This is a genomic window from Paenibacillus sp. NPDC057934, from assembly GCF_042887565.1.
Taxonomy (GTDB): domain Bacteria; phylum Bacillota; class Bacilli; order Paenibacillales; family Paenibacillaceae; genus Paenibacillus_AQ.
In genome coordinates this window covers 118,715-141,718 of sequence record NZ_JBHVPB010000006.1, presented here as the reverse complement: position 1 = coordinate 141,718, position 23,004 = coordinate 118,715, and the positions used below count along the sequence as shown (strand labels likewise).

The following is a 23,004-nucleotide window of genomic DNA, read 5'->3' as shown; positions in this document are numbered from 1 at the left end:
TTTTGACGGGACAGCCGGACTGATTCATCCAAGACTGTCACCGGCAGCACTCTTACATGTGGTTGATAACTTCGTCAGCGAATGCGGAGCATTTCAGCTCAGTAGCGCCTTCCATCAAGCGGGCAAAGTCATAGGTAACTGTCTTGTTGTTGATCGCAGTCTCCATGCCTTTGTAGATCAGATCAGCAGCTTCCTGCCAGCCCAGGTGCTCAAGCAACATAACGCCGGAGAGGATAACCGAACCTGGGTTTACAACGTCTTTATCTGCATATTTAGGAGCTGTACCATGTGTCGCTTCGAAAATAGCATGTCCTGTCACGTAGTTGATGTTCGCTCCTGGAGCGATACCGATACCGCCGATTTGCGCAGCCAGTGCGTCGGACAGATAGTCACCATTCAGGTTCAGCGTTGCAATGACGTCGAAGTCCGTAGGACGAGTCAACACTTGTTGCAGCGCGATGTCCGCAATGGCATCCTTGATGATGATTTTGCCAGCTTCTTCGGCTTCCTTCTGTGCAGCATTCGCTGCAGCTTCGCCGTCGCGATCCTTGATTACATCGTATTGGTTCCAGGTAAATACTTTATCGCCGAACTCCTGCTCAGCCACTTCGTAACCCCAGTTCTTGAAGGCACCTTCGGTGAACTTCATGATGTTGCCTTTATGCACCAGCGTAACGCTCTTGCGTCCGTGCTTGATCGCATACTCTACAGCTGCGCGCACCAGACGCTTGGAGCCTTCGGAGGATACTGGCTTGATGCCGATACCAGAAGTTTCTGGGAAACGGATTTTGTTCGCGCCCATTTCTTTCTGCAAGAACTCAATCACTTTCTTAACCGCTTCAGAACCTTCCTGATACTCGATTCCAGCATAGATATCTTCTGTATTCTCACGGAAGATAACCATGTCTACCAGTTCAGGACGTTTTACTGGGGAAGGAACGCCTTCAAAATAACGCACCGGACGCAGACACACATACAAATCCAGTTCTTGGCGCAGAGCAACGTTCAGGGAACGGATACCACCGCCGATTGGCGTTGTAAGTGGACCCTTAATCGCTACAATATATTCGCGGATTGCTTCGAGTGTATCGTTCGGCAGCCATTCACCATATGTATTGAAGGCTTTCTCGCCGGCAAAAACTTCGTACCAAGCAATCTGCTTCAAACCGCCGTAAGCCTTAGCTACTGCAGCATCGAGTACTCGTTTGGAGGCTTTCCAAATGTCACGGCCCGTGCCGTCGCCTTCAATGAATGGAATGATCGGCGTATTCGGAACAACCAGCTTGCCGTCCTCTATCGTAATTTGTTCGCCCTCTGTCGGCAGTTCGTATTTTTCCAGTTTCAACATTTGTTTGTATTCCTCCAATATTTTGTGATATGAATCATATACTTAAAAAATTCGGCGCGTACGCTTGGCTCTAATTCTACTAAAAGAGAGGAGCGGCCTGCAAGGCCGCTCTATCTTTCGTCGACCGGAACGTATGTCTGCTCTAACAGACCCGTGTACTCTGCGCGCGGACGAATCAGGCGATTATCCTCGTATTGCTCCAGAATATGCGCTGTCCATCCCGATGTCCGGCTGATGGCAAAGATCGGCGTGAACAGTTCACGCTCAATGCCCAGCTGAGTGTAGACGGAAGCGGAATAGAAATCAACGTTAGGCTTCAGGCCCTTCTCGCCGGTAATCAATTCTTCGATCTTGACTGACATTTCGTACAGTTCAGTATTACCTTTCATTGATCCAAGCTCCCGCGACATCTTCATCAGGTGCTTGGCGCGAGGATCTCCGTTCTTGTAGACACGGTGCCCGAAGCCCATAATCTTCTCCCGACGCTCCAGCTTGCCGCGTACATAAGGCTCTACGGATTCTATACTGCCGATCTCCTCCAGCATCTTCATTACGGCTTCGTTTGCACCACCGTGCAGCGGGCCTTTCAAGGCACCGATCGCGGAGGTAACGCCAGAATAAATGTCGGAAAGCGTTGCTACAGTCACACGGCTGGCAAAGGTGGACGCATTGAGCTCATGATCGGCATGCAGCACCAGCGCAGTGTCCAGCGCTTTGACAGAAATTTCATCCGGGTCCTGACCACGGAGCATATACAGGAAGTTCTCGGCTATCGAAACGCCTTCCTTCGGCGCTACAGGTTCCAGCCCTTTGCGAATACGTGACAGCGCAGCAACGAGAGTCGGAATCTGTGCCTGCAGCTTCACCGCTTTGATTCGATTGGCTTCACGACTCATATCGTCTGCCGATTCATCATACAGAGCGAGGCTTGAGACTGCTGAGCGCAGTGCAGCCATTGTGTTAGTATCTTTGGGATACAGCTTCATCTGGGCAATAACCTGCTCCGGAACCGGTGCGAATGCACTAAGATCACGCTGCAACACCTGCAGCTCAGCGGCTGTTGGTAGCTTGCCAAACCATAGCAAAAAAGCGGTTTCTTCAAAAGTAGCATGTTCCGCAAGATCGTCAATATCGTACCCGCGGTACGTGAGTACACCATCCACAATTGAGCTGATGGAAGAAGTGGTTGCGACGATGCCTTCCAGGCCTTTGATAGCTGTCATAGTACATCTCTCCTTTGCCAACAAGGGTATAAATGCCATTGGGGGTTCATGAAAACATTTACAATTTGAAGGATTAAAACATTAGGTAATAAAGACATTTAAAACGGTCGTATGCGGAGAAAGGAATGCCTCGAAGTACATCATATAATCATCATAACGGATTTTGACGGTTATGTGAACAACGTGGAAGCTTACCCGCGCATCAAATGATTTTATCGGAGAGATAGAAAAATAAATATGAAACGCTGTTTCATGATTACGCTTTCAGTGTATAGAGGCGATTTTTGCATCCTTTTCATCAGCTGTTTTTAGTCTTTATCCTTGCTCTATGAATATACATAGTACGAGCATTCCCATCCTGCAAGGTTCCCCTTGCGCCAGAGGAAAGGAGGTAATAACATATGGACCGTCTGGTGCTAAAAAGAGTCCTGCGCGGCCTGTGGGTAGTTCTAGCTGCCATCATTTTGGTGGTCGCCACCTATGTCCTGCTCCCCCTCCTCTATCCTCTGCTGCTGGCTTGGCTGCTCGCCTATATCATGCACCCACTGGTACTTCTGCTTAAGGATTTAAAGCTTCCCGGCTGGCTCGCCGTTTCACTGTCCCTGCTCTTCTATATTGGAGGCACCGCTCTAGTACTGACCGCGCTGATTACCCGGCTCGTCAAGGAGCTGATCGTGCTGCTACAGACCTTCAATTTACATACTGACCAGTGGCGCGAACTATTACTATCCTGGAGCCGCAACGCCAGTATTCAGAATATTATCAACCAAATTAACCAGTTCTATCAGGACAATCCCGGCTATCACGCCACCATCGACAGCAATATCAGCCGTACCACCGAAACGGTTGGTTATGCTGTGACCCAACTCGTTACAGGGTTCTTCAACGTCATTCTGAAATTGATTTCCGCCCTACCCAGCGTTGGCACCATTACCGTTGTAGTGGTCCTGGCTGCGTTCTTCCTCAGTACCAGTTGGGAGCGACATAACGGACGAATAACCAAATGGTTACCTGCACCGCTGCTCAAGCCCGTCTCGGACATTTGGCTGGATCTGCGCAAGGCACTGTTCGGCTACATCCGGGCCCAGTTTATCCTGATCTCTATCACCGCAGTTATTGTCATTGCCGGTTTAGTGGTGCTGGGTGTGAAGTCCGCGTTTGCTATCGGGCTCATGATCGGTATTGTCGATCTGCTTCCCTATCTCGGGGTGGGCATCGTCATGATCCCTTGGTTGGTCTATTCCTACATGACCGGCAATCTGGCACTCGGTATCGGTCTGTCGGTTCTCTACGGGATCATTCTAATTACTCGCCAGGTACTGGAGCCGAAGGTCCTCGCCAGCAGTGTCGGGCTTGATCCGCTCGCCATGCTGATCGGTATGTTCGCCGGTCTTCAACTGTTTGGCATGCTGGGACTGATACTCGGCCCAGTCCTCCTAGTGACGTTGAATGCCTTCAATCGGGCCGGCGTTTTTCAAGTATTGCATAACTATATTGTCAGCGGCCGGCTCCGGTGAAAGCAAGTTGTTGCAGGCTAATGCCCAGCACATGCGAACCATAGTCACGGGCCGGCCAAGGAAGGCGAGAATGAAGGTGGGAGCATAGTTTGTCTCTAAATTTAAACCACTACAAGCGGTAAAATATAAGAAATCTGGAGGCAAAAGCAACCAAAAGTGCTATCCTCACCGGAGCGGCATCGATTCTTAGGCTAGACGATGAATCTATAATAAGAGTTTCCGAAACATAATTAACGGCATTTTTGTACCTTAAATATTTTGCTACTATCGGTTAGGTGGAGATTAAAGGCAATATTGTACCTTAATTCTTCCACAATAGCCCCTTTCAGCATGATTTTCCGAAAATAAGATACAACAGTTCCCTTTTTTTGGGATTATAGACTATTTTCGCCGTTAAATATAGAGGTGCAGGGGATGCGAAATTCGAAATCTGCTCTTATAAAAAAGAAACTCACGGATTCTGAACAAAAGGCCCCCGTTCTTCCACAATTCTGGAGGATGGGGGCCTTTTGCACGCGCAAAATTCATTTTATGAGTGTTACGTGATTACAACTAACGCCTATTACTTTTATCTTTTCTTCTCCTGCTTCATTCACAACGAATAATCAGACTTACGGACTATGCGTTCTTCTCCGCACAGCCCGTCGGCCAAACCGATTATCGGCGGAAATACGTGAAGGTGCCGTTCTTCATTTTTTTCTCAATCCATCGTAGGAGAAAGGTCCGATATAACGGCCGGGTCAACGGAAACACCAGCGTAAATCCAATCACATCGGTGATGAAGCCCGGCAGAATCAGCATCAGCCCGCCGAAAAAAATACATAAGCCGTCCAGCATCGTGCGGCCGGGGACACGCCCCTCCTCCACATGCCGTTTGCTGTCCTGCAGCACTTTCTTTCCTTCAAATCGCATCATCACAAGACCGATCACTGAGGTTGTCAGCATCAGCAGCAATGTTTTGGGTGCGCCGAGAAAATCTGCAACATAAATGAACCCGAATAATTCCACGGCCGGGATAATAAATAATGCAGCCCATAGCCATTTGTTCCTCATCATAATGATCCCCCCTTTTCCCGCAGCGTCCCTGTAATCGCATGAAACAGCTCCGGAAGGGCTCTGTCCAGCCTTGTAGGCTTCCAATCCCGGTTCAGCCAGACATGGCTTGTAGAGCCTGTAACTAGCAGTTCTCCGGGCGGATCACCCGCATAAAGCGGCGCCTTCATCCCTACATAAACGTCAGGATCACCGGCAGAATTACGCCCTTCCCCAGGCAGCCGCCGAATTTCATATTCATAGACGACTCTCAGCTGTGAAAAGGTCGTCAAGCGCGCGTACACGAGAATAAGATCATCATAGCGCGCCGGACTTTTAAATTGCAAATCTGCAGAGGTGACGGGTAATAGCACCCCTCTATCTTCAAGATCCCGATACGTAAAGCCAAGCTGGCGAAACATCTCCGTACGGCCGGTCTCGAACCAATTCAAGTAATTGGCATGATAGACCACGCGCATTTGATCAGTTTCCTGATAACGGACACGGAAAACCGTCCCGTACCAAGGGCTGGATGTCCCCAGATCACGTGAAGCCATAAGGAAATGCTCCTCTCTCTATTTAATAAAAATACTACTTTCAGGCGCCGAGCCCCTTTGCGGGTATATCGTTGTTCCGCCGCGCACTTTTCGATACATAAATAAGCAGAACTGCGCCTGCGGCCGAGCTTACCATGCAAGCCACATTCATTGCCATGACCCCGCCCTGATTTAACAGGAATCCGTTCAACAGGTTGCCGACGATCCCAGCAAATCCGGAGAAAACCATGCTGAACACACTTTGCCCTGTAGCCTGCATGTCTGCTGAAGTAATCTGTGATACATATTCCACCGCTGAAATATAGAACAGTCCAAACGACAACCCATGCAGCACCTGTACCCCGATCATGACCGATGGATATGGAAATGCCACCTGAATGCCCCAGCGCAGCACATATATTAGCGCCCCGATCAGCAGTGTGCGTTCCCGGCCCAACCTGCGGATCACCTTGGAGGCGTACAGCATGGATGGCACATTAGTGACCGAGGCAATAAACAAGGCAATACCGGCAGAGCTGGTGGAGCCGCCGACTGTTTTGAAAGCAAGCACGAAATAGGTTCCGAACGCAGCCATCGTCTGATTGACGAGAAAGCTGCCGCCAAGGAAGGCTAGAAACACCCGGTTTCCGAGCAGTTTGCGCACTCCTTGGGAGAAGGATTGACTCATCATGTGATTCTCCTCGGCTTGCTTTGGCAAGGTCAGGGCAATCAGGACCGCAACGAGATTGAACAGCATAAACGGCAGCCAGATCGTCGACACGGAGAACGCAGTGATGTACCTGCCACCCAAATACCCGCCTACAGCCGCTCCTATGCTCAGCATGAGACGAATGCTGCCATAGCTTGACCCTACCCTGTTCGCTGCCGCAATGGCGTAAGAATCGGCGATAGGGGCCTGTGTGGAGGAGAATATCGTAGCAATCGTATATACCAGGAGCAGTACGAAGAAGTATTCGGATTGGTAAAAGACTGCTAACACCGCCGGTACAGCTACACTTAGGATAAGCACAAGCCGCGTCTGGTTATACCGGTCGGATATAATGCCCCACATCGGCTGTATCACAATGGCGATCAAGGTGCCAATGGCCATCAGCATGCCGATCTGACTGCTGTCAAGCCCGTTATGGACGAGCAGTAGCGTGAGATACGATCCGAATGAGCCGCCAGCCAGCCCCAGAAAGAGATAAAAGCTGCGCAGCTTCAGAAGTTTTTCCATGTATGCCAAAAGTCCTCTCCATCCTATTTTTAGCGGAACACCCATGCCTCGTATTTCTTTGGTGCATTAGATACAACAGGACCAATGAAGGTGGTGAATCTATGAATCACAGCATTTCTGTCAAGCGCCATCAGCCCTGTATTAAGGATAACAACAATACATCACAGGCCCGCAACAAGGGATTCGGTTGGTCCTCCAGTAACTGGAGCGGGTATGCACTCAGCGGTAAAAGAGGAGCCTATCACCGAATTTCCGGCGAATGGCATGTTCCCTTCGTTAAGCCCTCCGCCCGTTCAGCCTATTCGTCTGCCTGGATTGGCATTGACGGCTTCGGGAACAGCAACCTGATTCAGACCGGGACAGGTCATACTTTCGAGAATGGCAAAGCGCATTATTATGCCTGGTGGGAAATTCTACCGGCATTTGAGACTATTATTCCGCTACCAGTATCACCCGGTGATGCTATGCAGGCCAGCATCGTCAAAATAAGCCGTACCAAATGGTGCATCACACTCCGTAATTTGACCCGGAAATGGACCTTCCGGACTCACCAGTGCTACACCGGACCGCAGAGCTCCGCCGAATGGATTTTGGAAGCCCCACAGGTTGGCGGACGAATTGCAGCGCTCGCCCGTGTAAGCCGAGTTCCCTTCAATCGGTGCCGGATCAACGGTAAACAAGCGAAGCTCACACCAGCCCAGGGAGGAATTATGGTCCAGAATAAGATCACGGTTGCTTTACCTTCTTGTCCTAGCCCCTGCGGCGATGCATTTACCGTTAGAAGAGTAGTCTACCGACACAAAAGTCCGTCTGCCTGTAAGGGCAGCCCCGATCGATCTCGCTGCATTCCTAGACATCGGCCCCACTAGGATAACACAAATCACAGGAATCCGGACGTGAAAATAACCCCATGCATATGGGGTTATACTTCTGACAAGTAGAAACGGCTTTGCCGTCCTCTAAGCGACGGTATCCGTTTCAGCGAGAAATATAAGGATGATTTATAGCGTAAAGCATATAAATTCTTATATTTAAAAAAAGCAATGGTGCATGCACCATTGCTTTTTGACATGGATCAACCTGCGGTAGGGGCAAGCCCCACACAGCCTTATTAGTTAGGAATTTGGCTCACTTTAACCAGGTTTGTGGAACCGGAACGGCCCAGTGGAATACCAGCAGTAATTACGACGAGGTCGCCGCCTTGTACCAGACCGGAATCTTTACCACCTTTAAGTGCTGTTTCAAGCAGCTCGTCCGTAGAGGTTGCTACTTGTCCGTAAACCGGTGTTACGCCCCATACCAGAGACAATTGACGCATAGTTCTCTCTTGTGTTGTCACAGCAATGATAGGTGCTTTTGGACGGTATTTGGAAACTACACGTGCAGTATGACCAGTTACCGTGGAAGAAATGATTGCCTTAGCATTCAGGTCCAGTGCGGAGATCGCAACGGATTGGCTGATCGCTTCAGTTACAGTTGTTTCTTGTGCAAATTGCTGTTTATTGAAGATTTCACGGTAATCCAGCGCGGATTCCGCTTTCTCAGCAATACGGGACATAGTCAGTACAGATTCAACTGGATATTTCCCTGCAGCAGTTTCGCCGGAAAGCATGATTGCATCGGTTCCGTCGAAGATTGCGTTTGCTACGTCACTCGCTTCAGCGCGGGTAGGACGCGGGTTACGTTGCATGGAATCCAGCATTTGTGTAGCTGTGATAACTGGTTTGCCAGCCACGTTGCACTTTTTGATCATCAGCTTTTGAGCCAATGGCACATCTTCAGCAGGGATTTCCACACCAAGGTCACCACGGGCAACCATCAGGCCGTCAGAAGCTGCCAAAATTTCATCAAGGTTGTCAACACCTTGTTGGTTTTCGATTTTGGAAATGATTTGGATGTGGGAAGCATTGTGCTTCTCAAGCAACTCGCGGATTTCCAGAACGTCGCTAGCTTTGCGAACGAAGGAAGCGGCGATAAAATCAATGTCCTGCTCGATCCCAAAAATGATATCGTTGGTGTCTTTTTCCGTAATACCAGGCAACGAGATAGCAACTCCAGGCACGTTAACACCTTTCTTGCTCTTAATCGTTCCGCCGTTGACAATACGGGTCTTGATTTCTGTGCCTTGAATGTCGACAACAGTCAAGCCGATCAGGCCGTCGTCGATCAGAATTGTGGAACCCACTTGAACATCGTTAGGAAGTTCGCTGTATGTGATAGAGATACGGCTTTGGTTACCCAAGATTTCTTCCGTAGTCAGTGTCAGATACTCGTCTTGTACCAGTTCAATAGGTTCTACTTCCAGCTTGCCTGTGCGAATCTCCGGTCCTTTGGTATCGAGCAGGATTGCAACCGTCTTGTTCAGTTCCGCAGATGCCTGACGGATGGTTTTAATCCGGTTTCCGTGCTCTTCGAAATCGCCGTGGGAGAAGTTCAGACGGGCTACATTCATACCAGCCAAAATCAATTTTTTGATATTCTCCAACGATTCACTAGCAGGACCGATCGTACATACAATTTTACTTTTCCGCATTAGGTTATCCTCCGTTTTTTCGTTCTCTCTGTCTCACTTTTTCCAACTACAGAATCTACTATAAGGCTTGTGGTTTGAATAGGAACTTTATCACATGTACCTTTTACTTCGCCCTTATGAATATTACTGCAACTCAGACACAAAATCAATGTTCCAGCGTCTTTTTGCTGTAATTTTACGTCGAATTTTCAGAAAATGCCTTCAAAATAAAAATAATCCCGGCATCACACCAGGATTATTTCTATGGTATAAAATGGTTAATGGAAACTTCCAGCACTGTGGCGTCCCAAAAGTATAATATGTCAGAAAGTGCAAATAAAAAGCAAGGTATTACTCCTTGCTAAGCACTTCTTCTTCCAGTACTAATTGCTCCTGCTGGCCCTCGGAAAACTCTCCGATTTTGCGGAACTTGAGATAACGATCCTCTTTCAGTTCGCCGCAATCCATATCCGACAGCTCCTGCAAATGACGCCACAGCGCATCCTTGATCGCTACTGCAGTCGCCTCGTAATCACGATGTGCGCCGCCCTTCGGCTCCGGTACGATCTCTTCGATAACTTCCATGGCGAGCAAATCATCCGCGGTAATCTTCATCGCTTCAGCCGCCACATCTGCCTTGGAGGCATCTTTCCACAGGATGGATGCCGCACCATTCGGCGAGATCGCTGAATAGATGGCATGCTCCAGCATCAGTACCCGGTTGCCGACCGCCAAAGCTAAAGCCCCGCCGCTCCCGCCTTCGCCAATGACTACACAGATCACTGGTACACCAAATTGAGACATCTCCAGAAGATTGCGGGCAATCGCCTCGGATTGGCCTCTCTCCTCGGCTGTATTGCCGGGATAGGCTCCCTTGGTATCTACGAAGGTAATGATCGGACGCTTGAACTTGTTCGCCTGCTGCATCAGCCGCAGTGCTTTGCGGAAGCCCTCCGGATGCGCACTCCCGAAGAAGCGCTGGATGTTGTCCTTGGTATCTTTACCGCGCTGTTGGCCGATAACAGTTACCGGCACGCCATTCAGCTTGGCCAATCCGCCGACAACTGCAAGGTCATCTCCGTACATCCGGTCGCCGTGCAGCTCAATGAAGTCGCTAAAGATCAGATTAATCAGATCCAGCGAAGTCGGCCGGCCTTGATGCCGGGCCAGGTGCATTTTTTGGGATGGAGAAATATTGGAATACACCTCGTTCTCCAGCACCCGGTAACGATCTTCCAAACGGGCAACCTCATCGCTGAAATCGATGCCCTTCTCTTCACCAAATTGCTTCAATTCAGCGATTTTCTTACGCATTTCAACCAGGGGCAATTCAAAAGGCAACTCTCCTGCCACCTAAACTCCCCCTTTCACATTATGCAGATCCAGCAGCTTGGAGAGTGTGGCACGCATTTCCTTGCGGTGTACCACCAGATCCAGCTGGCCGTGCTGCAGGTTAAACTCAGCTGTCTGGAAATCATCCGGCAGCTTCTGGCGAATCGTCTGCTCAATCACAATCCGTCCGGCAAAGCCGAAGACTGCTCCCGGCTCTGCTATAATAATATCGCCAAGGCTGGCAAAACTTGCGGATACGCCGCCGGTTGTCGGGTCTGTGATAATGGAAATGTACAGCCCTCCGACTTCGCTAAAGCGAGCTAATGCAGCGCTGGTCTTCGCCATCTGCATCAGGCTGAGAATACTCTCCTGCATCCGCGCACCGCCGGAGGTTGAGAAGATCAAGAGCGGTAGTCTTCTCTCCGTTGCCTCTTCAATGGCGCGGGTAATTTTCTCTCCGACAACCGAACCCATACTCCCGGTAAAGAACTCGAAATTCATCACCGCTACAATGACTGGTTGACCTTCAATCGATCCCTGGCCTGTAATAACGGCATCGGGTTGGCCTGTCTTCAGCTGTTGTTGCTCCAGTTTGGTAGCGTAACCTGGAAACTCCAGCGGGTCAACAGATGTCATCTCGCTATCAAACTCAATAAACCCTTCCGGGTCAAGTGTAATTGCTACACGCTCAGAGGCGTTCAGTCGCATATGGTACCCGCAGGACGGGCAGACCTTGAGGTTCTTCTCCAGCTCCTTGCTGTACTGGATCGTGCCGCACTTGCTGCACTTGCTCATCAGTCCTTCAGGAATCTCCCGTTTAGGGCGTTCGCCTTCCACCGGGCCGCCGGTTCGCTCCAGACGTTCTGAAGGAATCGTCGCGTACTTCCGTTTTTTCTGAAATAAATCTTTGAACAAGGGTCGCACCTCTTCAGCCGTTTATTTGAGTTATGCAGCTTGTCGCTGTCATATCTGCTTTATAAATAATCATTCAGGGATGCAAAATCAGATTAAGGACTTCTTGCACTTCTTCAAGTTCTCCTGAAGGCACCAGAATCTCAAACTGCTGCTTGGACATATTAATCGGACGGCATTTTACCAGAAATCCTTCTTCCGTAAGCTTGCTTTCAATCATATCCGCCACTCTGGCGGTTGGCGCGATATAGATTACCGTCCACATGCCCTGCAAGGCCTCCCCAATCTTAATTCTCACCCGTATCCCGTATAATGGAATCATGATAACACAGTTCTCTTTTTCCCCGCAACAGGACAAGCGCCAAGAATGGAGGACTAGGGCAGGCCAGGAAGCTCTGAATCATCCGTAGTTTATGGGTTGCTGCCAGTAGGGCCAGGATAGACTTTTGCCCCTTCGTGACGGTGCGCAATCCGCGCGGAGGCCGCCGCGGCAATGCCCGATACTAGGTCATCCAGGAACACATGGATCCTGTCTTTATCATCGTTTAGCCCACCAATAATGCCAAGCTTTATTTTATCCAGGTACCCGAATCCGGTGAGACCGATCATTCCGTACACGCTGGTAATGCCAAGCGCTAGCGTCTCGTCCACCCCGTACAGCGACTCATCGGCTTCCAGCACAGCTTGCAGCGGCTGCGGCAGCAGCTTCTGCTCCGCCAGCTCATCCAGTGCAATTCCAGTCATCAGCGTGTACTGCACCTCCCGCTTGCCAAGGACTGCCCTTACACTTGAAAGGCACTCCTCCTCCGTTAAGGCGGGATAATATACGGATTGCAAAATATATACAATTTTCGCGATGGACGACAAGGATACGCCCCGACTCTCCAGCAAATCTATTGCAAGCTCCTGATATGACATGATGATGTTCCCCTTTCCGCACAGGATATGCCATGTGGTTTCCTAAATGTATGCGAAAAAGGAGTGAAATGTTCTTATTTTATTCTCACTGTACCTGCACCCAGCATGCTTTCAATGGCTGTGAGCAGCGCCGGAGAGGGATCGATCCGGTAGCTGTCGCTGAGCGCGAGCAGTTTCTGTGAGCGCTCATAGAACAGCACGGTCGCGACAGGCCCCGGATGGGCCTGAAGCAGCCCGTTCAGGCGCGGCAACAAGCCTGCTTCTTCGGTATGCGGCGTGATCTTGATGAACACGCGCTGACCGTTCTCTGTGGCCGGCGGACGGTTCTGTCCGGAGGCCACAGGCCCTTGTGGCGCAGGTGCAAGGGCCTGCGCCGGGGCTGGAGGTGCCCCGGCCGGTCCGCCGGCGGCGCCGACGGCACTTGCGGCCGCAGGGCCGCGGGACGGCGCGGAGCCCGCCGTCCGCCCCGCAGATGCGGAGCGGCCCCCGCTCTGCGGGCGGGCCGCGGCGGCATTTCGGCGCTGCAGTAGACCTCGCAGCGCATCACCCGAGAGCGGCGCGACCTCCTCGGCGAGCAGCTTGAAGCCTTCGTCTTCTTGCTGCACCTTGGCCCGCAAGGCAAGGAGCGCACCTTTGTCGATGAGGCTGCGGCTTCGCTTCCACACCTCGGGGAACAGTACGACCTCGCAGCGCTCGATCTGATCCTCCCACTCGATAAAGGCCATTGCCTTGCCAGCCTTCGTCGTAATCTCCTTGACAGACACGACCATTCCGGCCGTGACCGTCTGGCTCTCGTCCGGAGCTTCACTCAGGTCCATGAGCCGCTGAATGCCCTGCTCTTCCAGCAAGCCTGCACTGTCGTCCAGCGGGTGGCCGGACAGGTACAAGCCCAGCAGCTCACGCTCCAGCTCCAGTTGCTGCCCTACTGTGAACCGAGGGATATCGGGGTAGCGGATTTCCCAATTGGGGGTCTCGACCAGATCATCGAACAGCTGGATCTGAAGTTCGTCCCGCTCTTTGCGCCATTTCACTGCCGCATCAACAGTCTCATCCAGCATGGCCAGAAGCTGAGCCCGATGCCCAGGAAGACGGTCGAAAGCACCGGCTTGCACCAGCGATTCCACCACCCGTTTGTTGCAGACCCGCAGGTCCACGCGTCGACAAAAATCGAGTAAACTGTCGAATGGACGCTCCTTGCGGGTCTCCATAATATTCTCTACGGCCAGCGTGCCGACATTCTTCACAGCGGCAAGACCGAAGCGGATATGTCCGGCGTCCTCGCCAGGCACCGGAGTGAACAACACGCCGCTCTCATTGACATCCGGCGGCGTAACACCAATGCCCATTCTGCGGCATTCCAGCACGTATTCCGCCACCTTGCGATGGGTTCCCATCACTGCAGTCAGCATGGATGCCATGAACTGCACCGGATAATGGTGCTTAAGATAAGCGGTCTGGAAGGCCAGTACACCATAGGCGGCGGCATGAGCACGCGGGAAGCCGTAATCGGCAAAACGTACAATCATGTCATATACGGCGTTGGCATCCTCTTCGGTGTAACCCTGCTTCAGGCTACCCTGTACAAAGTGACTGCGTTCCTTGTCCAGCGTCTCCCTCTTCTTCTTCGAAACCGCACGGCGCAGCAGATCGGCCTCTCCCAGCGAGAAACCTGCCATCAGCGAAGCAATCTGCATAATCTGTTCCTGATAGACAATGATGCCATACGTATCCGACAAAATCGGCGCCAAATCTGGATGCGGGAATTCCACCTCTATATGGCCATGCTTACCGGCGATGAACTTCGGAATAAACTCCATTGGACCCGGACGGTAAAGCGCAAGAACCGAAATCACATCCTCGAAACCGCTTGGTCTCAGGTCCTTCAATACCCGTCTGACACCAGCCGACTCCAGTTGGAAGACCCCTGTGGTCTCACCAGCCCCCAACATTTCATAGGTCCCGGGATCATTATCCGGAATCAAGCGAAAATCCGGGGGACTGCCGGTCATTTCCCTGATCCAGTTCATCGTCCGCTCAATAATCGACAAAGTTCGCAAGCCCAGAAAGTCCATTTTTAACAAACCAACGCTCTCCAGATGCTCCATAGAATACTGCGTCAAGGCCGTACTCTCATTGCCCTCTTGCAGCGGTACTGCATCCGTCAGTGGCCCTTTGGAGATGACAACCCCCGCGGCATGGGTGGAAGCGTGACGAGGCATGCCTTCCACCTTCATCGCCATATCTAACAGCTCCCGTGTTCTCGAATTCGTCTCATACATCGCCTTCAGATCAGGGGATGTCTCCAGCGCCCGGGCAATGCTGATGCCGAGTTGACCCGGAATAAGCTTCGCGGCCTTGTCCACCTCGCCGTAAGGCAGGTTGAGCACCCGGCCTACGTCGCGCACCGCCGCCCGTGCGGCCATCGTACCGAATGTAATGATCTGCGCCACATGCTCACTGCCGTATTTATCCACGACATAGCTGATAACCTCGTCACGCCGTTCGTCGCTAAAGTCAATATCAATATCCGGCATGGTGATTCGTTCAGGATTCAGAAAACGCTCAAAGAGCAAATTATATTTAAGCGGGTCCACATCGGTGATTCGCAGCACATAGGCCGTCAGACTGCCTGCGGAGGAACCCCGGCCCGGTCCGGTAGCAATGCCCTTTTGATGACAATAAGCGATAAAATCCCACACAATTAGAAAATAATCGCTAAAGCCCATATTCCCGATAACACCCAGCTCATAGGCCAGTCTCTCCTCGGCCTGCTTCCTTTGTTCCGGCGATTCCCATAGCGGCGTATCTCCGTACCGTTCCTCAAGTCCCTTCCGGCAGAGCTGCTGCAAATAGGCGGCAGCATCCTTCCCTTCTGGCAGCGGCGAGTACGCCGGCAAAATGTGATTTCCAAATACGAGTTCCAGATTGCACTTCTCTGCAATCACCGCCGTGTTGGCAATAGCCTGCGGCACATGCGGGAACAACGTTGCCATCTCTTCTCCGCTCTTCAGATACAACTGGTTGGAGCCGATCTTCAATCGCTCCTCGTCATCCACAGTCTTGCCCGTACCGATGCAGATCAGTACATCCTGTACCTCGGCATCCTCTTTGGTCAGATAATGAGCATCATTGGTCACAACAAGGGGAATCTCGCATTCTGCAGCAAGCGCAATCAGCTTCGGATTCACACGCTTCTGCTCCGAAATGCCATGATCCTGCAGCTCCAGATAGAAGTCTTCACCAAAAATCTCCTTATATCGCAGCGCAGCCCGGCGCGCTTCCTCATCCCTGCCATGCAGCAGATGCTGCGGTACTTCACCGCCCAGACAAGCGCTGAGACAAATAATGCCCTCCGCATGTGCGGCAAGGGCATCCATATCAATCCGCGGTTTATAATGATGGCCCTCCAGATGACCGATAGAGACCAGCTTCATCAGGTTTCGGTACCCGATCTCGTTCTTGACGAGCAGGATCAAATGATAAATGGGTTGGTCCTTGCGGCTACCTCGTTCCCGGCGTGAACCAGCCGTCAAATAGGCCTCACAGCCGATGATTGGTTTGATGCCTTTCGCTAGGCAAGCTTTATAAAAGGGAATGGCCCCGTACATCACTCCATGATCCGTAAGCGCCAGCGATGTCATGCCGTATTCGCTGGCCCGGCGCACAAGATCAGTGATCCGCGCCGCTCCGTCCAGTAAACTGTATTCGCTGTGCACATGCAAATGCACGAAAGAGCTCATGATCCCACTTCCTTCCACTCCAAAAATCAAACATATTATGAAACTATTTTATCATATTAGAGGGGGACACGCCCATAGAATGGAGAGAGAGCACAGGGACAGGCCGAGGCAGAGGATGGCTGCGTTCCAGAAAGGGGCTAATATGAGCATTTTTTTGAGCAAGGCCGTCCTTGATTTCTTTATTGCCTGCGGCATTGTCCTGGGCGGGGCGATGCTCGGCGGCATCGGTGCCGTCGTCTCCCTCCAGCCGCCAACACAGACGATGCTGGAGGTTGCTGACCGGATCAAAATCTGGGCGCTTGCCGCCGCAGTGGGCGGAACGATCGATCCCATGCGGGTCATCGAGAGCAACATGCTGGGCGGTAATCTATCCCCCGCCATCAAGCAGGTCCTGTATCTGGGATTCGCTTTCCTCGGCGCTCATATGGGAAGTGAGCTAGTCAAATGGGTCTGCGGCAGGGGGCAGTGAGGTGAGGATTCCGCCCTTTCACCGCTACCGCCGCTTCTCCCAAATTACCGCCGTATTTGTGGTTGGGATGGTCGTAGGGAGTGTTGTGTACAACGCGATTTTTCATATGACCTATAATGTGTTGTGGCTGCAGAATCAGGATCTGCTACTCCAGATTGATCAATACCGTAAAGATATTCAGACTCTTAAGAAATACAACAACAGCTCTACGGTCATCCGAGAGATCAAGCTGCGCGCTGAGGAAGGCAAGATCAAAGAAGGCCAACCTGTAATGGACCCGGCCACCGTGAAGGAGATTATTAGCAAAATGAGCAAGGATCTCGCACCGATGCGCGGCCGTAGTATGTTCGATATTGATACTGACGGCAAGCTGGCCCGCCTTCTGCTGGACGGCAAGCTCTACATTGTGCGGGAAAAGGAATATGCCGTGCGTATCCGCACCATGCTCGTCATGGAAGGCGTGCTGCAAATTTGGGTGGAAATCAATCCTTACAAGCGCACCTAAGGACAATCATGATACAATAAGAGGCAGCGGCAGGCGTTCGTCCTTGAACCCTGCAAACCGACTCTCGTAGACCTGAAAAGGAGCTGCCTGACCATGATTATGTTCGTCAAGTACACGCTATTCATTCTGCTGGTCGCCTTCGTCATCGGCGCGGCCTACTACAGCTTCGCTTCCCGCCGCAGCGCGGACCCCGTGGATCGCGGACTCAAAAAATCCTTCATGAATATGCTGCTAGGTGCGATGCTCTTAACCCTGGCCATGATGTCCATGTTCCTCTATCGCGGCTCCACCGTTGGCATCATTGTAGAGGCTGCCTTCCTGCTAATCGGCATCTTCAATCTGTTCTCGGGGCTACGCAGCTTCGGGCATTTCAGCCGTCTGAAGATGGCTGCTGAAGACGAGACCAGCGTCACCTCTGCTGGCTCCAAGCGCTGATTACAGAGCCAAATGCATATGTCGAATGAGGCTGTTTCAAAACCAGGTATATACCTTAAATGAGAAGCCCATCAGCTTAAAAAATGATGCAAAAAATAGAACATGGCGGTGCTCAGGAAGTTCCTGAACCCTCCATGTTCTATTTTTTTGATCGACGTTCTCCTTCTTAAGCTTAGGGTAAGCGGGTGAAAGCCCAAGCGCAAACCAAGAGAAAATCAATGCAAGAGCCAAAACAAAAACCACTCCAGTCTTTAGGCGTGCAGATCTGGTAAAGTAAAAATGCATGATAAGCAGCGCTTAAACAACTGGAAATACTCCCGTTAAATTTTTCGAAAATGAAGTGATTGCAAAAATAACGGGAAAAACTACCGCTATTCTCTACGATAACCCTCGATTCTCTTATCAAAGTGGCAAAATAACTGGAGAATTTCCCGTTAATTCAGACAAAACCCTTGAAAGAGGAGAATTAACGGTATATTTTCCTGCTAAATCAGAGCCGAGCTTTATAGGGTAAGCGTGAGGACGTGTACCGGGCTCTGACTCGTCTACCATGCCGCGCGACATGCGCACGGCGGTGCAAGGTCCTCTTTTATTTATAATAACAGAGCTTTATTTACAATTCCTGAGTTTCAGGCATGCGTTTGAGCTGGAGCCTGCTCTACCGCATCCACTTTTTGAATAAATAGGATAAAGCTCCCCTTGGCATACGGGATGTATGAGCCAGTCGCCTTATCCGTGGTCGATGGATTGCAGCATCAGCACAGCCTTGGCTACCAGCGTGTCCTGGTGGCTAATCTCAATCTCGATCTTGCAGGTCCGGCGGCTGCTCTCCAGCAGCTTCGGCATAACAATTACAGAATGCTCAATTTGTACGGGCCGGATGAAGTAGGTGGACATATTGTCCAGCACATAGTCATTGCCGGTAATGTCCTTGGCCGCTTTGAACGCCGAGAGGGTCATCAGCGTAGACAATACCCCCTCCGATATGGTCCCAAGATCCGTCGCCATCTGCGGGGTGATAAAGCCGTGAAAGAACAAATGCCCTTCCTCGTCCCGCTCTTCCGCAAAGCCGTTCCAGATGAGATGGTCAAAGGTCTCGCCAAGCTGGGGCTGGTTACGAACATCCCGTAGGCTCTGCAATACTTCCCTGCGGGTCAGTGAGCCGACTAGCTTGCGGTTACGATCCACAATCGGCAGGAAGTCGATCCCTTCCCACATCATGATCTGTGCCGCCGAGGCCAGGGAGGTCTGCAGCCCAGCAGTGACGGGGTTGCGAATCATCGCCTTCTCAATATTTTGCCCTGCTGTCAGAGTCTCCACATCGCGGCGGCCGATGATACCAATAACGCGGTTCCATTCATCAGTTACCGGGAACCGCTGCTCCCCGCTGTCCTGGGACAGCTGAAGCAATTCACCGGCTGTACTGGATATTTTCAGCGTATGCAGCCTGGGCCTGCTATCCAGAATATCCTCCACAAGCATAATTTTCTTCTTAATCAGCCTGTCGAAGATTGCCCGGTTAATCATCGAAGCAACAGTAAAGGTATCATGTCTGGACGAAATCACCGGTAGATCCAACTGGTCAGCCAGCGCTTTAACCTCCCGGCTTGTTCCAAAGCCCCCTGTGACCAGCACCCCGGCACCCTGTTCCAGCGCCATGGAGTGGACGTCATCACGGTTCCCGACAATCAACAAACTGTCAGCATCAATATAACGAATCATCGCGTCAACCTTCATCGCCCCGATTACATACTTGTGCAAATGCTTGTTCAAGCCGCCCGCGCCGCCAAGCACATGGCCCTCGACAATATCCACTACATCCCCGAAGGTCAGCTGTTCGGAAATATTACGCGGCTTCTTCTCTACCCGAACGGTGCCGATCCGCTCCTTGGTAATTACAATGCCGAGGTTCTCGGCTTCCTTGACTGCCCGGTATGCCGTCCCCTCGCTAACAGCCAATTCTCTCGCCAATTTGCGGACCGATATTTTGGTGCCGACCTTTAGACTTTCAATGTGCTGCAGCAGCTGTTCATGTTTGGTAATTGCATCGCCTTGACCTTCCAACTGTTACACCCCCATCACCCGATCTGTACTATACTGTTCTATTATACACGGGGAGAAAGCCCCAGTTCAACAGGGTTTCAGGGCTCAGTCAGAGAGAAATCCGGGATACTCTATGTAACCTCAAGAACCCCCTGCGCTCACCATTATGGTGAATTCAGGGGGTTGTCCTGCGGCAATCTATCATTTTTGCACGACTCTCTTCTCCTCATACCACCGGCCCCAGGCTGCAATCTTCTCCTTGCGCACAGCCTCCAGCCGCTTCTGCTTCTCCTCATCCACCCCAATAATAAAGTGCAGATGGGCAGCAATGACCAGAAAAGCAAAGACCGACCAAACAACCCCAAATCCGAACACCCAGCTTGGCCCACCCGCCAGCGACAGCTTCGGAATAGCATACAGCAGCATAGCAAGCGCCAGGATCAGGTAAAGACTGTGCTTGAACTTATTTCTCTTTTTCATGAAAGACAACTCCTTGTTCAAAAGTTTATTCACAGTGGCCGTGTGAAATCTATATCTCTACTCTATGAACACGGAGCCGGAAATATGAGACAAGTCTACAAAAAACTTATCTTTGACTTTCAGGACTGGTATAATCTGTAACAAAAGCAGGTGTAGCTCTATAAGTACATAACGATAGACAGCAGCACTTCATCCAATTAGAGAGGCGTGGATTGCCATGAACAGAGCGTTTACCCATACCGAGTACGTTATTCGCAAAAAAGTATTTTCCGTCCTGGGGGCCAAACTCCATATCTATGACAGTGCCGGAGAGCTGGTCCTGTACTCCCATCTTAAAGCGTTCAAACTGAAGGAAGACATCTCCATCTATACGGATGAAAGTATGTACAAAGAACTTCTGCGAATCAAAGCCCGCAGCATCATCGACTTTGGGGCCACCTATGATGTGTATGACACGGAAACCGGGGAACATCTCGGTTCATTACGGCGCAATGGATTCAAATCGATTGTAAAGGACGAATGGACACTCCTGGACAGCCATGACTTAGAGATCGGAAAAATCAGGGAAGAAAGCTTCGCTATGGCGCTGCTGTCTCGAATCTTTCCTATCATTCCCCAAAATTACAATGTCGTGATAGACGGGATATCCATCCCAGTGTTCCGCCGGAACTTAAATCCGTTCGTGTCCAAAGTGACTGCAGATTTCGCGGAAGATAGAAAAACCATGATCGACCGAAGGCTCGGCATAGCTGCGGGCATTCTACTCTGTGCCATTGAGAACAAGCAGGAATAAACTCGCAACTTTCCTTGCTGCTTATTGTCATGTTATCTATGTGCTCACTAAAAAAGGGTATCCCTTGGCTTTCGCCAAGGGATACCCTTTTTTACATATGGCACGTTGGATGCCTAAATGTTAACCCAGTTCTCCGTAAAGCTCCTGCAAGCTCTCGGTAATAATCTTGTTCACGTCCTCGATTACTACGCTCAGGCGACGCTCTGCATCAAACAGGCGACGGATGCCAAGGTTCAGGTTCAACACCTCAAACAACTTCTCCATCTTCTCCATTTCTTCTTGTGCCGGCATCTCCCCGCTCATCATACGCTGCTGCATTTCTGCCTGGTTCTGGCGGAAGCTCTCCAGCATTGCTTTACCTTCAGGGTCGGCATCAACCAGCTTCATCGCTGCAGAAATATCTGTCACCTCGCTGCTATCTTTGATGGCTCGTGCCAATTCATGTGCTTTGTCATAAACGTTCATTACTTCATTCCTCCCAGATTGTTATTTAAAAAATAGGTCAATCACCAAGGGTCAGATGTCTCCATATGATGAATGATATGCAACCCTTAGCTATCAATTCGCCGGCATCATGCTACCGGAAGGAGATCCAAGATGTCTAAGCTCAAGATCCCTGTCCAAACGGTCCAATCGAGCATCCTGCAGGAAAATGCCGTCATGCTTGGAGACCGATCCATGAAAAGACTGAAAATTCCGGCACACGGTACGCTTCAGCTCGCCTTCGGCTCATTCCGGCAAGACGTAACCGTCATTCCGGTCCCCAAGTCCGACAGTTTGCGCATAAGTGAGGGGCTGGCGCGGCGGGCCGGATTTAAATTCCGGCATACCCTTAACGTCTCCTACAGTATGGGCAGCCGCACCCTCCGGCTTGGACCATTGATCGGCGTTCTTGTCAGCCGCCACTATCCCGATCAGCCCGAGCGGCTGTTCGGAGCCATCACGATGTTCTGCCGGGAATTGACCAATGCCTGCCATGCACAGGGAGCCTATGTATATTTCATTACCCCTGAAGCGCTGGAGACCACCAGTTCTTCCATTCAGGGCTGGGTATACGAAGAGGGCTGGCGCAAGCGAAGTCTGCCCATTGCCGATGTCATCAACAACCGACTCACCACACGCAAAGTAGAGAACAAACCTAGCGTACAGCATTTCCTGGCCGATGTAAAATCACGCTACGGCACGCATTTCTTCAACGAAAAATTCCTTGACAAAACAGAGGTATTCGAAGCGTTGAAACAGGATACCTCCTTGCAGCGGTACTTGCCTGAATCCCATATGTTGAGCGGCTCTGCCGTTCTGAAGCGGATGTGCAGCCATTACCAGAGCGTCTTCCTGAAGCCTGTACGCGGGAGTTTAGGCAAGGGTATCCTCCGCATTTCCAGAGAGGACGGGGGCGGGTACCTGCTGCAGTCTACCACACCCATGGGTTCCCGTAGACAGTCATATCCCACACTCGCGAAGCTCTTTCAGGCCATTTCTCCCAAAATGAAAAGCACCCGCTACCAGATCCAACAAGGTCTGCCCTTGCTGGAACTAGGTCGCAGGCCCGTCGATTTCCGGGCACTGGTGCAGAAGAATGGCACTGGCAAATGGGGGGTTACTTCCATCGTCGCCCGTACGGCTGGCAACAATCACTTCGTGTCGAATCTGGCGCGGGGCGGTACCCTCAGCACCGTCCGGGAAGCGGTGAACAAAAGCAGCCTTCCTTCCGGTGTGAAGGATAGCGTGCAGCTCGGACTCCCCCGAGCCGCCCTTGCCATAGCCCGTGGGATAGAGAGCTACATCCCGGCCCACTTCGGTGAACTTGGAATCGACCTGGCTCTTGACCAATCCGGCCGGATCTGGCTGCTCGAAGTGAACTCCAAGCCATCCAAGAACGATAACACACCGCTTAACGATCAAAAAATAAGACCGTCCGTCAAGCAAATGGTTCTGTACTGCCGTTACCTGGCCGGTTTATAAGGAGGAC

At 51.2% G+C, this 23,004-nt stretch carries 21 protein-coding genes; 7 read left to right on the top strand and 14 right to left on the bottom strand.

Going from position 1 to position 23,004, the window contains the following annotated elements; genetic code table 11:
* Positions 1-52: 52 nt before the first annotated feature.
* The gene (gene icd / locus ACFVRY_RS15500) at positions 53-1,348 is read right to left on the bottom strand and encodes an NADP-dependent isocitrate dehydrogenase (RefSeq protein WP_387501115.1); all 1,296 of its coding nucleotides are present in this window, start codon (positions 1,346-1,348) and stop codon (positions 53-55) included.
* A gap of 110 nt (positions 1,349-1,458) precedes the next feature.
* Positions 1,459-2,571 carry a citrate synthase gene (gene citZ, locus ACFVRY_RS15495; protein ID WP_387501114.1) on the bottom strand — a complete coding sequence of 371 codons (1,113 nt, stop codon included), beginning with the start codon at positions 2,569-2,571 and terminating at the stop codon, positions 1,459-1,461.
* A gap of 401 nt (positions 2,572-2,972) precedes the next feature.
* On the opposite strand from citZ, the gene ytvI reads away from it, so the two are divergent.
* Positions 2,973-4,088 (top strand): sporulation integral membrane protein YtvI, encoded by a 1,116-nt coding sequence (gene ytvI, locus ACFVRY_RS15490; RefSeq protein WP_387501113.1) that lies wholly within the window; start codon positions 2,973-2,975, stop codon positions 4,086-4,088.
* 657 nt (positions 4,089-4,745) lie between these two features.
* On the opposite strand, the gene ACFVRY_RS15485 is transcribed toward ytvI, so the two are convergent.
* The 3 genes from ACFVRY_RS15485 to ACFVRY_RS15475 are packed head-to-tail and all read right to left on the bottom strand — an operon-like array spanning position 4,746 to position 6,893.
* On the bottom strand, positions 4,746-5,144 hold the full coding sequence (locus tag ACFVRY_RS15485; RefSeq protein WP_387501112.1) for an FxsA family protein: 399 nt from the start codon (positions 5,142-5,144) through the stop codon (positions 4,746-4,748).
* Positions 5,141-5,677 (bottom strand): acyl-CoA thioesterase, encoded by a 537-nt coding sequence (locus ACFVRY_RS15480; protein ID WP_387501111.1) that lies wholly within the window; start codon positions 5,675-5,677, stop codon positions 5,141-5,143. Before ACFVRY_RS15480 ends, ACFVRY_RS15485 begins: the two co-directional genes overlap by 4 nt.
* Before the next feature lie 40 nt (positions 5,678-5,717).
* Entirely contained in the window at positions 5,718-6,893 is a 1,176-nt protein-coding gene (locus tag ACFVRY_RS15475) for an MFS transporter (RefSeq protein WP_387501110.1), read from the bottom strand.
* Between the two features lie 101 nt (positions 6,894-6,994).
* Between ACFVRY_RS15475 and ACFVRY_RS15470 the strand changes: the two genes are divergently transcribed.
* The gene (locus ACFVRY_RS15470; RefSeq protein WP_387501109.1) at positions 6,995-7,762 is read left to right on the top strand and encodes a G1 family glutamic endopeptidase; all 768 of its coding nucleotides are present in this window, start codon (positions 6,995-6,997) and stop codon (positions 7,760-7,762) included.
* Between the two features lie 242 nt (positions 7,763-8,004).
* Here the strand turns inward: ACFVRY_RS15470 and pyk are convergent, their stop codons facing one another.
* From pyk to ACFVRY_RS15440, 6 genes are all read right to left on the bottom strand, one after another.
* Positions 8,005-9,426, bottom strand: coding sequence for a pyruvate kinase (gene pyk, locus ACFVRY_RS15465; protein ID WP_066374195.1), 1,422 nt, complete (start codon positions 9,424-9,426; stop codon positions 8,005-8,007).
* 330 nt (positions 9,427-9,756) lie between these two features.
* Positions 9,757-10,758, bottom strand: coding sequence for an acetyl-CoA carboxylase carboxyltransferase subunit alpha (locus tag ACFVRY_RS15460; protein WP_387501108.1), 1,002 nt, complete (start codon positions 10,756-10,758; stop codon positions 9,757-9,759).
* Positions 10,759-11,652, bottom strand: a complete 894-nt coding sequence (gene accD, locus ACFVRY_RS15455; protein ID WP_387501107.1) for an acetyl-CoA carboxylase, carboxyltransferase subunit beta — start codon at positions 11,650-11,652, stop codon at positions 10,759-10,761.
* Positions 11,653-11,725: 73 nt separating this feature from the next.
* Positions 11,726-11,914 (bottom strand): glutamate decarboxylase, encoded by a 189-nt coding sequence (locus tag ACFVRY_RS15450; RefSeq protein WP_066374408.1) that lies wholly within the window; start codon positions 11,912-11,914, stop codon positions 11,726-11,728.
* Positions 11,915-12,060: 146 nt separating this feature from the next.
* Entirely contained in the window at positions 12,061-12,567 is a 507-nt protein-coding gene (locus ACFVRY_RS15445; RefSeq protein ID WP_387501106.1) for a phosphatidylglycerophosphatase A family protein, read from the bottom strand.
* 74 nt (positions 12,568-12,641) lie between these two features.
* Complete coding sequence (locus ACFVRY_RS15440) at positions 12,642-16,307, bottom strand: DNA polymerase III subunit alpha (protein WP_387501105.1); 3,666 nt, start codon at positions 16,305-16,307, stop codon at positions 12,642-12,644.
* A gap of 142 nt (positions 16,308-16,449) precedes the next feature.
* Between ACFVRY_RS15440 and ACFVRY_RS15435 the strand changes: the two genes are divergently transcribed.
* The 3 genes from ACFVRY_RS15435 to ACFVRY_RS15425 all read left to right on the top strand — a co-directional run bounded on the left by ACFVRY_RS15435 (position 16,450) and on the right by ACFVRY_RS15425 (position 17,716).
* Positions 16,450-16,776 (top strand): YtrH family sporulation protein, encoded by a 327-nt coding sequence (locus tag ACFVRY_RS15435; protein ID WP_387501104.1) that lies wholly within the window; start codon positions 16,450-16,452, stop codon positions 16,774-16,776.
* A 1-nt stretch (position 16,777) separates the two neighbouring features.
* Positions 16,778-17,281 (top strand): sporulation membrane protein YtrI, encoded by a 504-nt coding sequence (locus tag ACFVRY_RS15430; RefSeq protein ID WP_387501103.1) that lies wholly within the window; start codon positions 16,778-16,780, stop codon positions 17,279-17,281.
* Between the two features lie 93 nt (positions 17,282-17,374).
* Positions 17,375-17,716 carry a YtpI family protein gene (locus ACFVRY_RS15425; protein ID WP_387501101.1) on the top strand — a complete coding sequence of 114 codons (342 nt, stop codon included), beginning with the start codon at positions 17,375-17,377 and terminating at the stop codon, positions 17,714-17,716.
* A 729-nt stretch (positions 17,717-18,445) separates the two neighbouring features.
* Here the strand turns inward: ACFVRY_RS15425 and ACFVRY_RS15420 are convergent.
* Together ACFVRY_RS15420 and ACFVRY_RS15415 are read right to left on the bottom strand one after the other, a co-directional pair.
* Complete coding sequence (locus ACFVRY_RS15420; protein ID WP_387501100.1) at positions 18,446-19,780, bottom strand: DRTGG domain-containing protein; 1,335 nt, start codon at positions 19,778-19,780, stop codon at positions 18,446-18,448.
* Positions 19,781-19,960: 180 nt separating this feature from the next.
* Positions 19,961-20,239: a hypothetical protein gene (locus ACFVRY_RS15415; RefSeq protein ID WP_387501099.1), complete on the bottom strand. Its 279-nt coding sequence runs from the start codon at positions 20,237-20,239 to the stop codon at positions 19,961-19,963.
* A gap of 217 nt (positions 20,240-20,456) precedes the next feature.
* Here ACFVRY_RS15415 and ACFVRY_RS15410 point away from each other — a divergent pair, with 217 nt between their 5' ends.
* Positions 20,457-21,032: an LURP-one-related family protein gene (locus ACFVRY_RS15410; protein ID WP_387501098.1), complete on the top strand. Its 576-nt coding sequence runs from the start codon at positions 20,457-20,459 to the stop codon at positions 21,030-21,032.
* Between the two features lie 120 nt (positions 21,033-21,152).
* Here the strand turns inward: ACFVRY_RS15410 and ACFVRY_RS15405 are convergent, their stop codons facing one another.
* Entirely contained in the window at positions 21,153-21,497 is a 345-nt protein-coding gene (locus ACFVRY_RS15405) for a YlbF/YmcA family competence regulator (protein WP_387501097.1), read from the bottom strand.
* A 132-nt stretch (positions 21,498-21,629) separates the two neighbouring features.
* Here ACFVRY_RS15405 and ACFVRY_RS15400 point away from each other — a divergent pair, with 132 nt between their 5' ends.
* Positions 21,630-22,997 (top strand): YheC/YheD family endospore coat-associated protein, encoded by a 1,368-nt coding sequence (locus ACFVRY_RS15400; protein ID WP_387501096.1) that lies wholly within the window; start codon positions 21,630-21,632, stop codon positions 22,995-22,997.
* Positions 22,998-23,004: the final 7 nt, after the last annotated feature.

Coding starts and splice junctions, on each gene's coding strand:
- icd (WP_387501115.1), bottom strand. CDS start 1,348: ATGTTGAAACTGGAAAAATACGAACTGCCGACAGAGGGCGAACAAATT.
- citZ (WP_387501114.1), bottom strand. CDS start 2,571: ATGACAGCTATCAAAGGCCTGGAAGGCATCGTCGCAACCACTTCTTCC.
- ytvI (WP_387501113.1), top strand. CDS start 2,973: ATGGACCGTCTGGTGCTAAAAAGAGTCCTGCGCGGCCTGTGGGTAGTT.
- ACFVRY_RS15485 (WP_387501112.1), bottom strand. CDS start 5,144: ATGATGAGGAACAAATGGCTATGGGCTGCATTATTTATTATCCCGGCC.
- ACFVRY_RS15480 (WP_387501111.1), bottom strand. CDS start 5,677: ATGGCTTCACGTGATCTGGGGACATCCAGCCCTTGGTACGGGACGGTT.
- ACFVRY_RS15475 (WP_387501110.1), bottom strand. CDS start 6,893: ATGGAAAAACTTCTGAAGCTGCGCAGCTTTTATCTCTTTCTGGGGCTG.
- ACFVRY_RS15470 (WP_387501109.1), top strand. CDS start 6,995: ATGAATCACAGCATTTCTGTCAAGCGCCATCAGCCCTGTATTAAGGAT.
- pyk (WP_066374195.1), bottom strand. CDS start 9,426: ATGCGGAAAAGTAAAATTGTATGTACGATCGGTCCTGCTAGTGAATCG.
- ACFVRY_RS15450 (WP_066374408.1), bottom strand. CDS start 11,914: ATGTGGACGGTAATCTATATCGCGCCAACCGCCAGAGTGGCGGATATG.
- ACFVRY_RS15445 (WP_387501106.1), bottom strand. CDS start 12,567: ATGTCATATCAGGAGCTTGCAATAGATTTGCTGGAGAGTCGGGGCGTA.
- ACFVRY_RS15440 (WP_387501105.1), bottom strand. CDS start 16,307: ATGAGCTCTTTCGTGCATTTGCATGTGCACAGCGAATACAGTTTACTG.
- ACFVRY_RS15435 (WP_387501104.1), top strand. CDS start 16,450: ATGAGCATTTTTTTGAGCAAGGCCGTCCTTGATTTCTTTATTGCCTGC.
- ACFVRY_RS15425 (WP_387501101.1), top strand. CDS start 17,375: ATGATTATGTTCGTCAAGTACACGCTATTCATTCTGCTGGTCGCCTTC.
- ACFVRY_RS15415 (WP_387501099.1), bottom strand. CDS start 20,239: ATGAAAAAGAGAAATAAGTTCAAGCACAGTCTTTACCTGATCCTGGCG.
- ACFVRY_RS15410 (WP_387501098.1), top strand. CDS start 20,457: ATGAACAGAGCGTTTACCCATACCGAGTACGTTATTCGCAAAAAAGTA.
- ACFVRY_RS15405 (WP_387501097.1), bottom strand. CDS start 21,497: ATGAACGTTTATGACAAAGCACATGAATTGGCACGAGCCATCAAAGAT.
- ACFVRY_RS15400 (WP_387501096.1), top strand. CDS start 21,630: ATGTCTAAGCTCAAGATCCCTGTCCAAACGGTCCAATCGAGCATCCTG.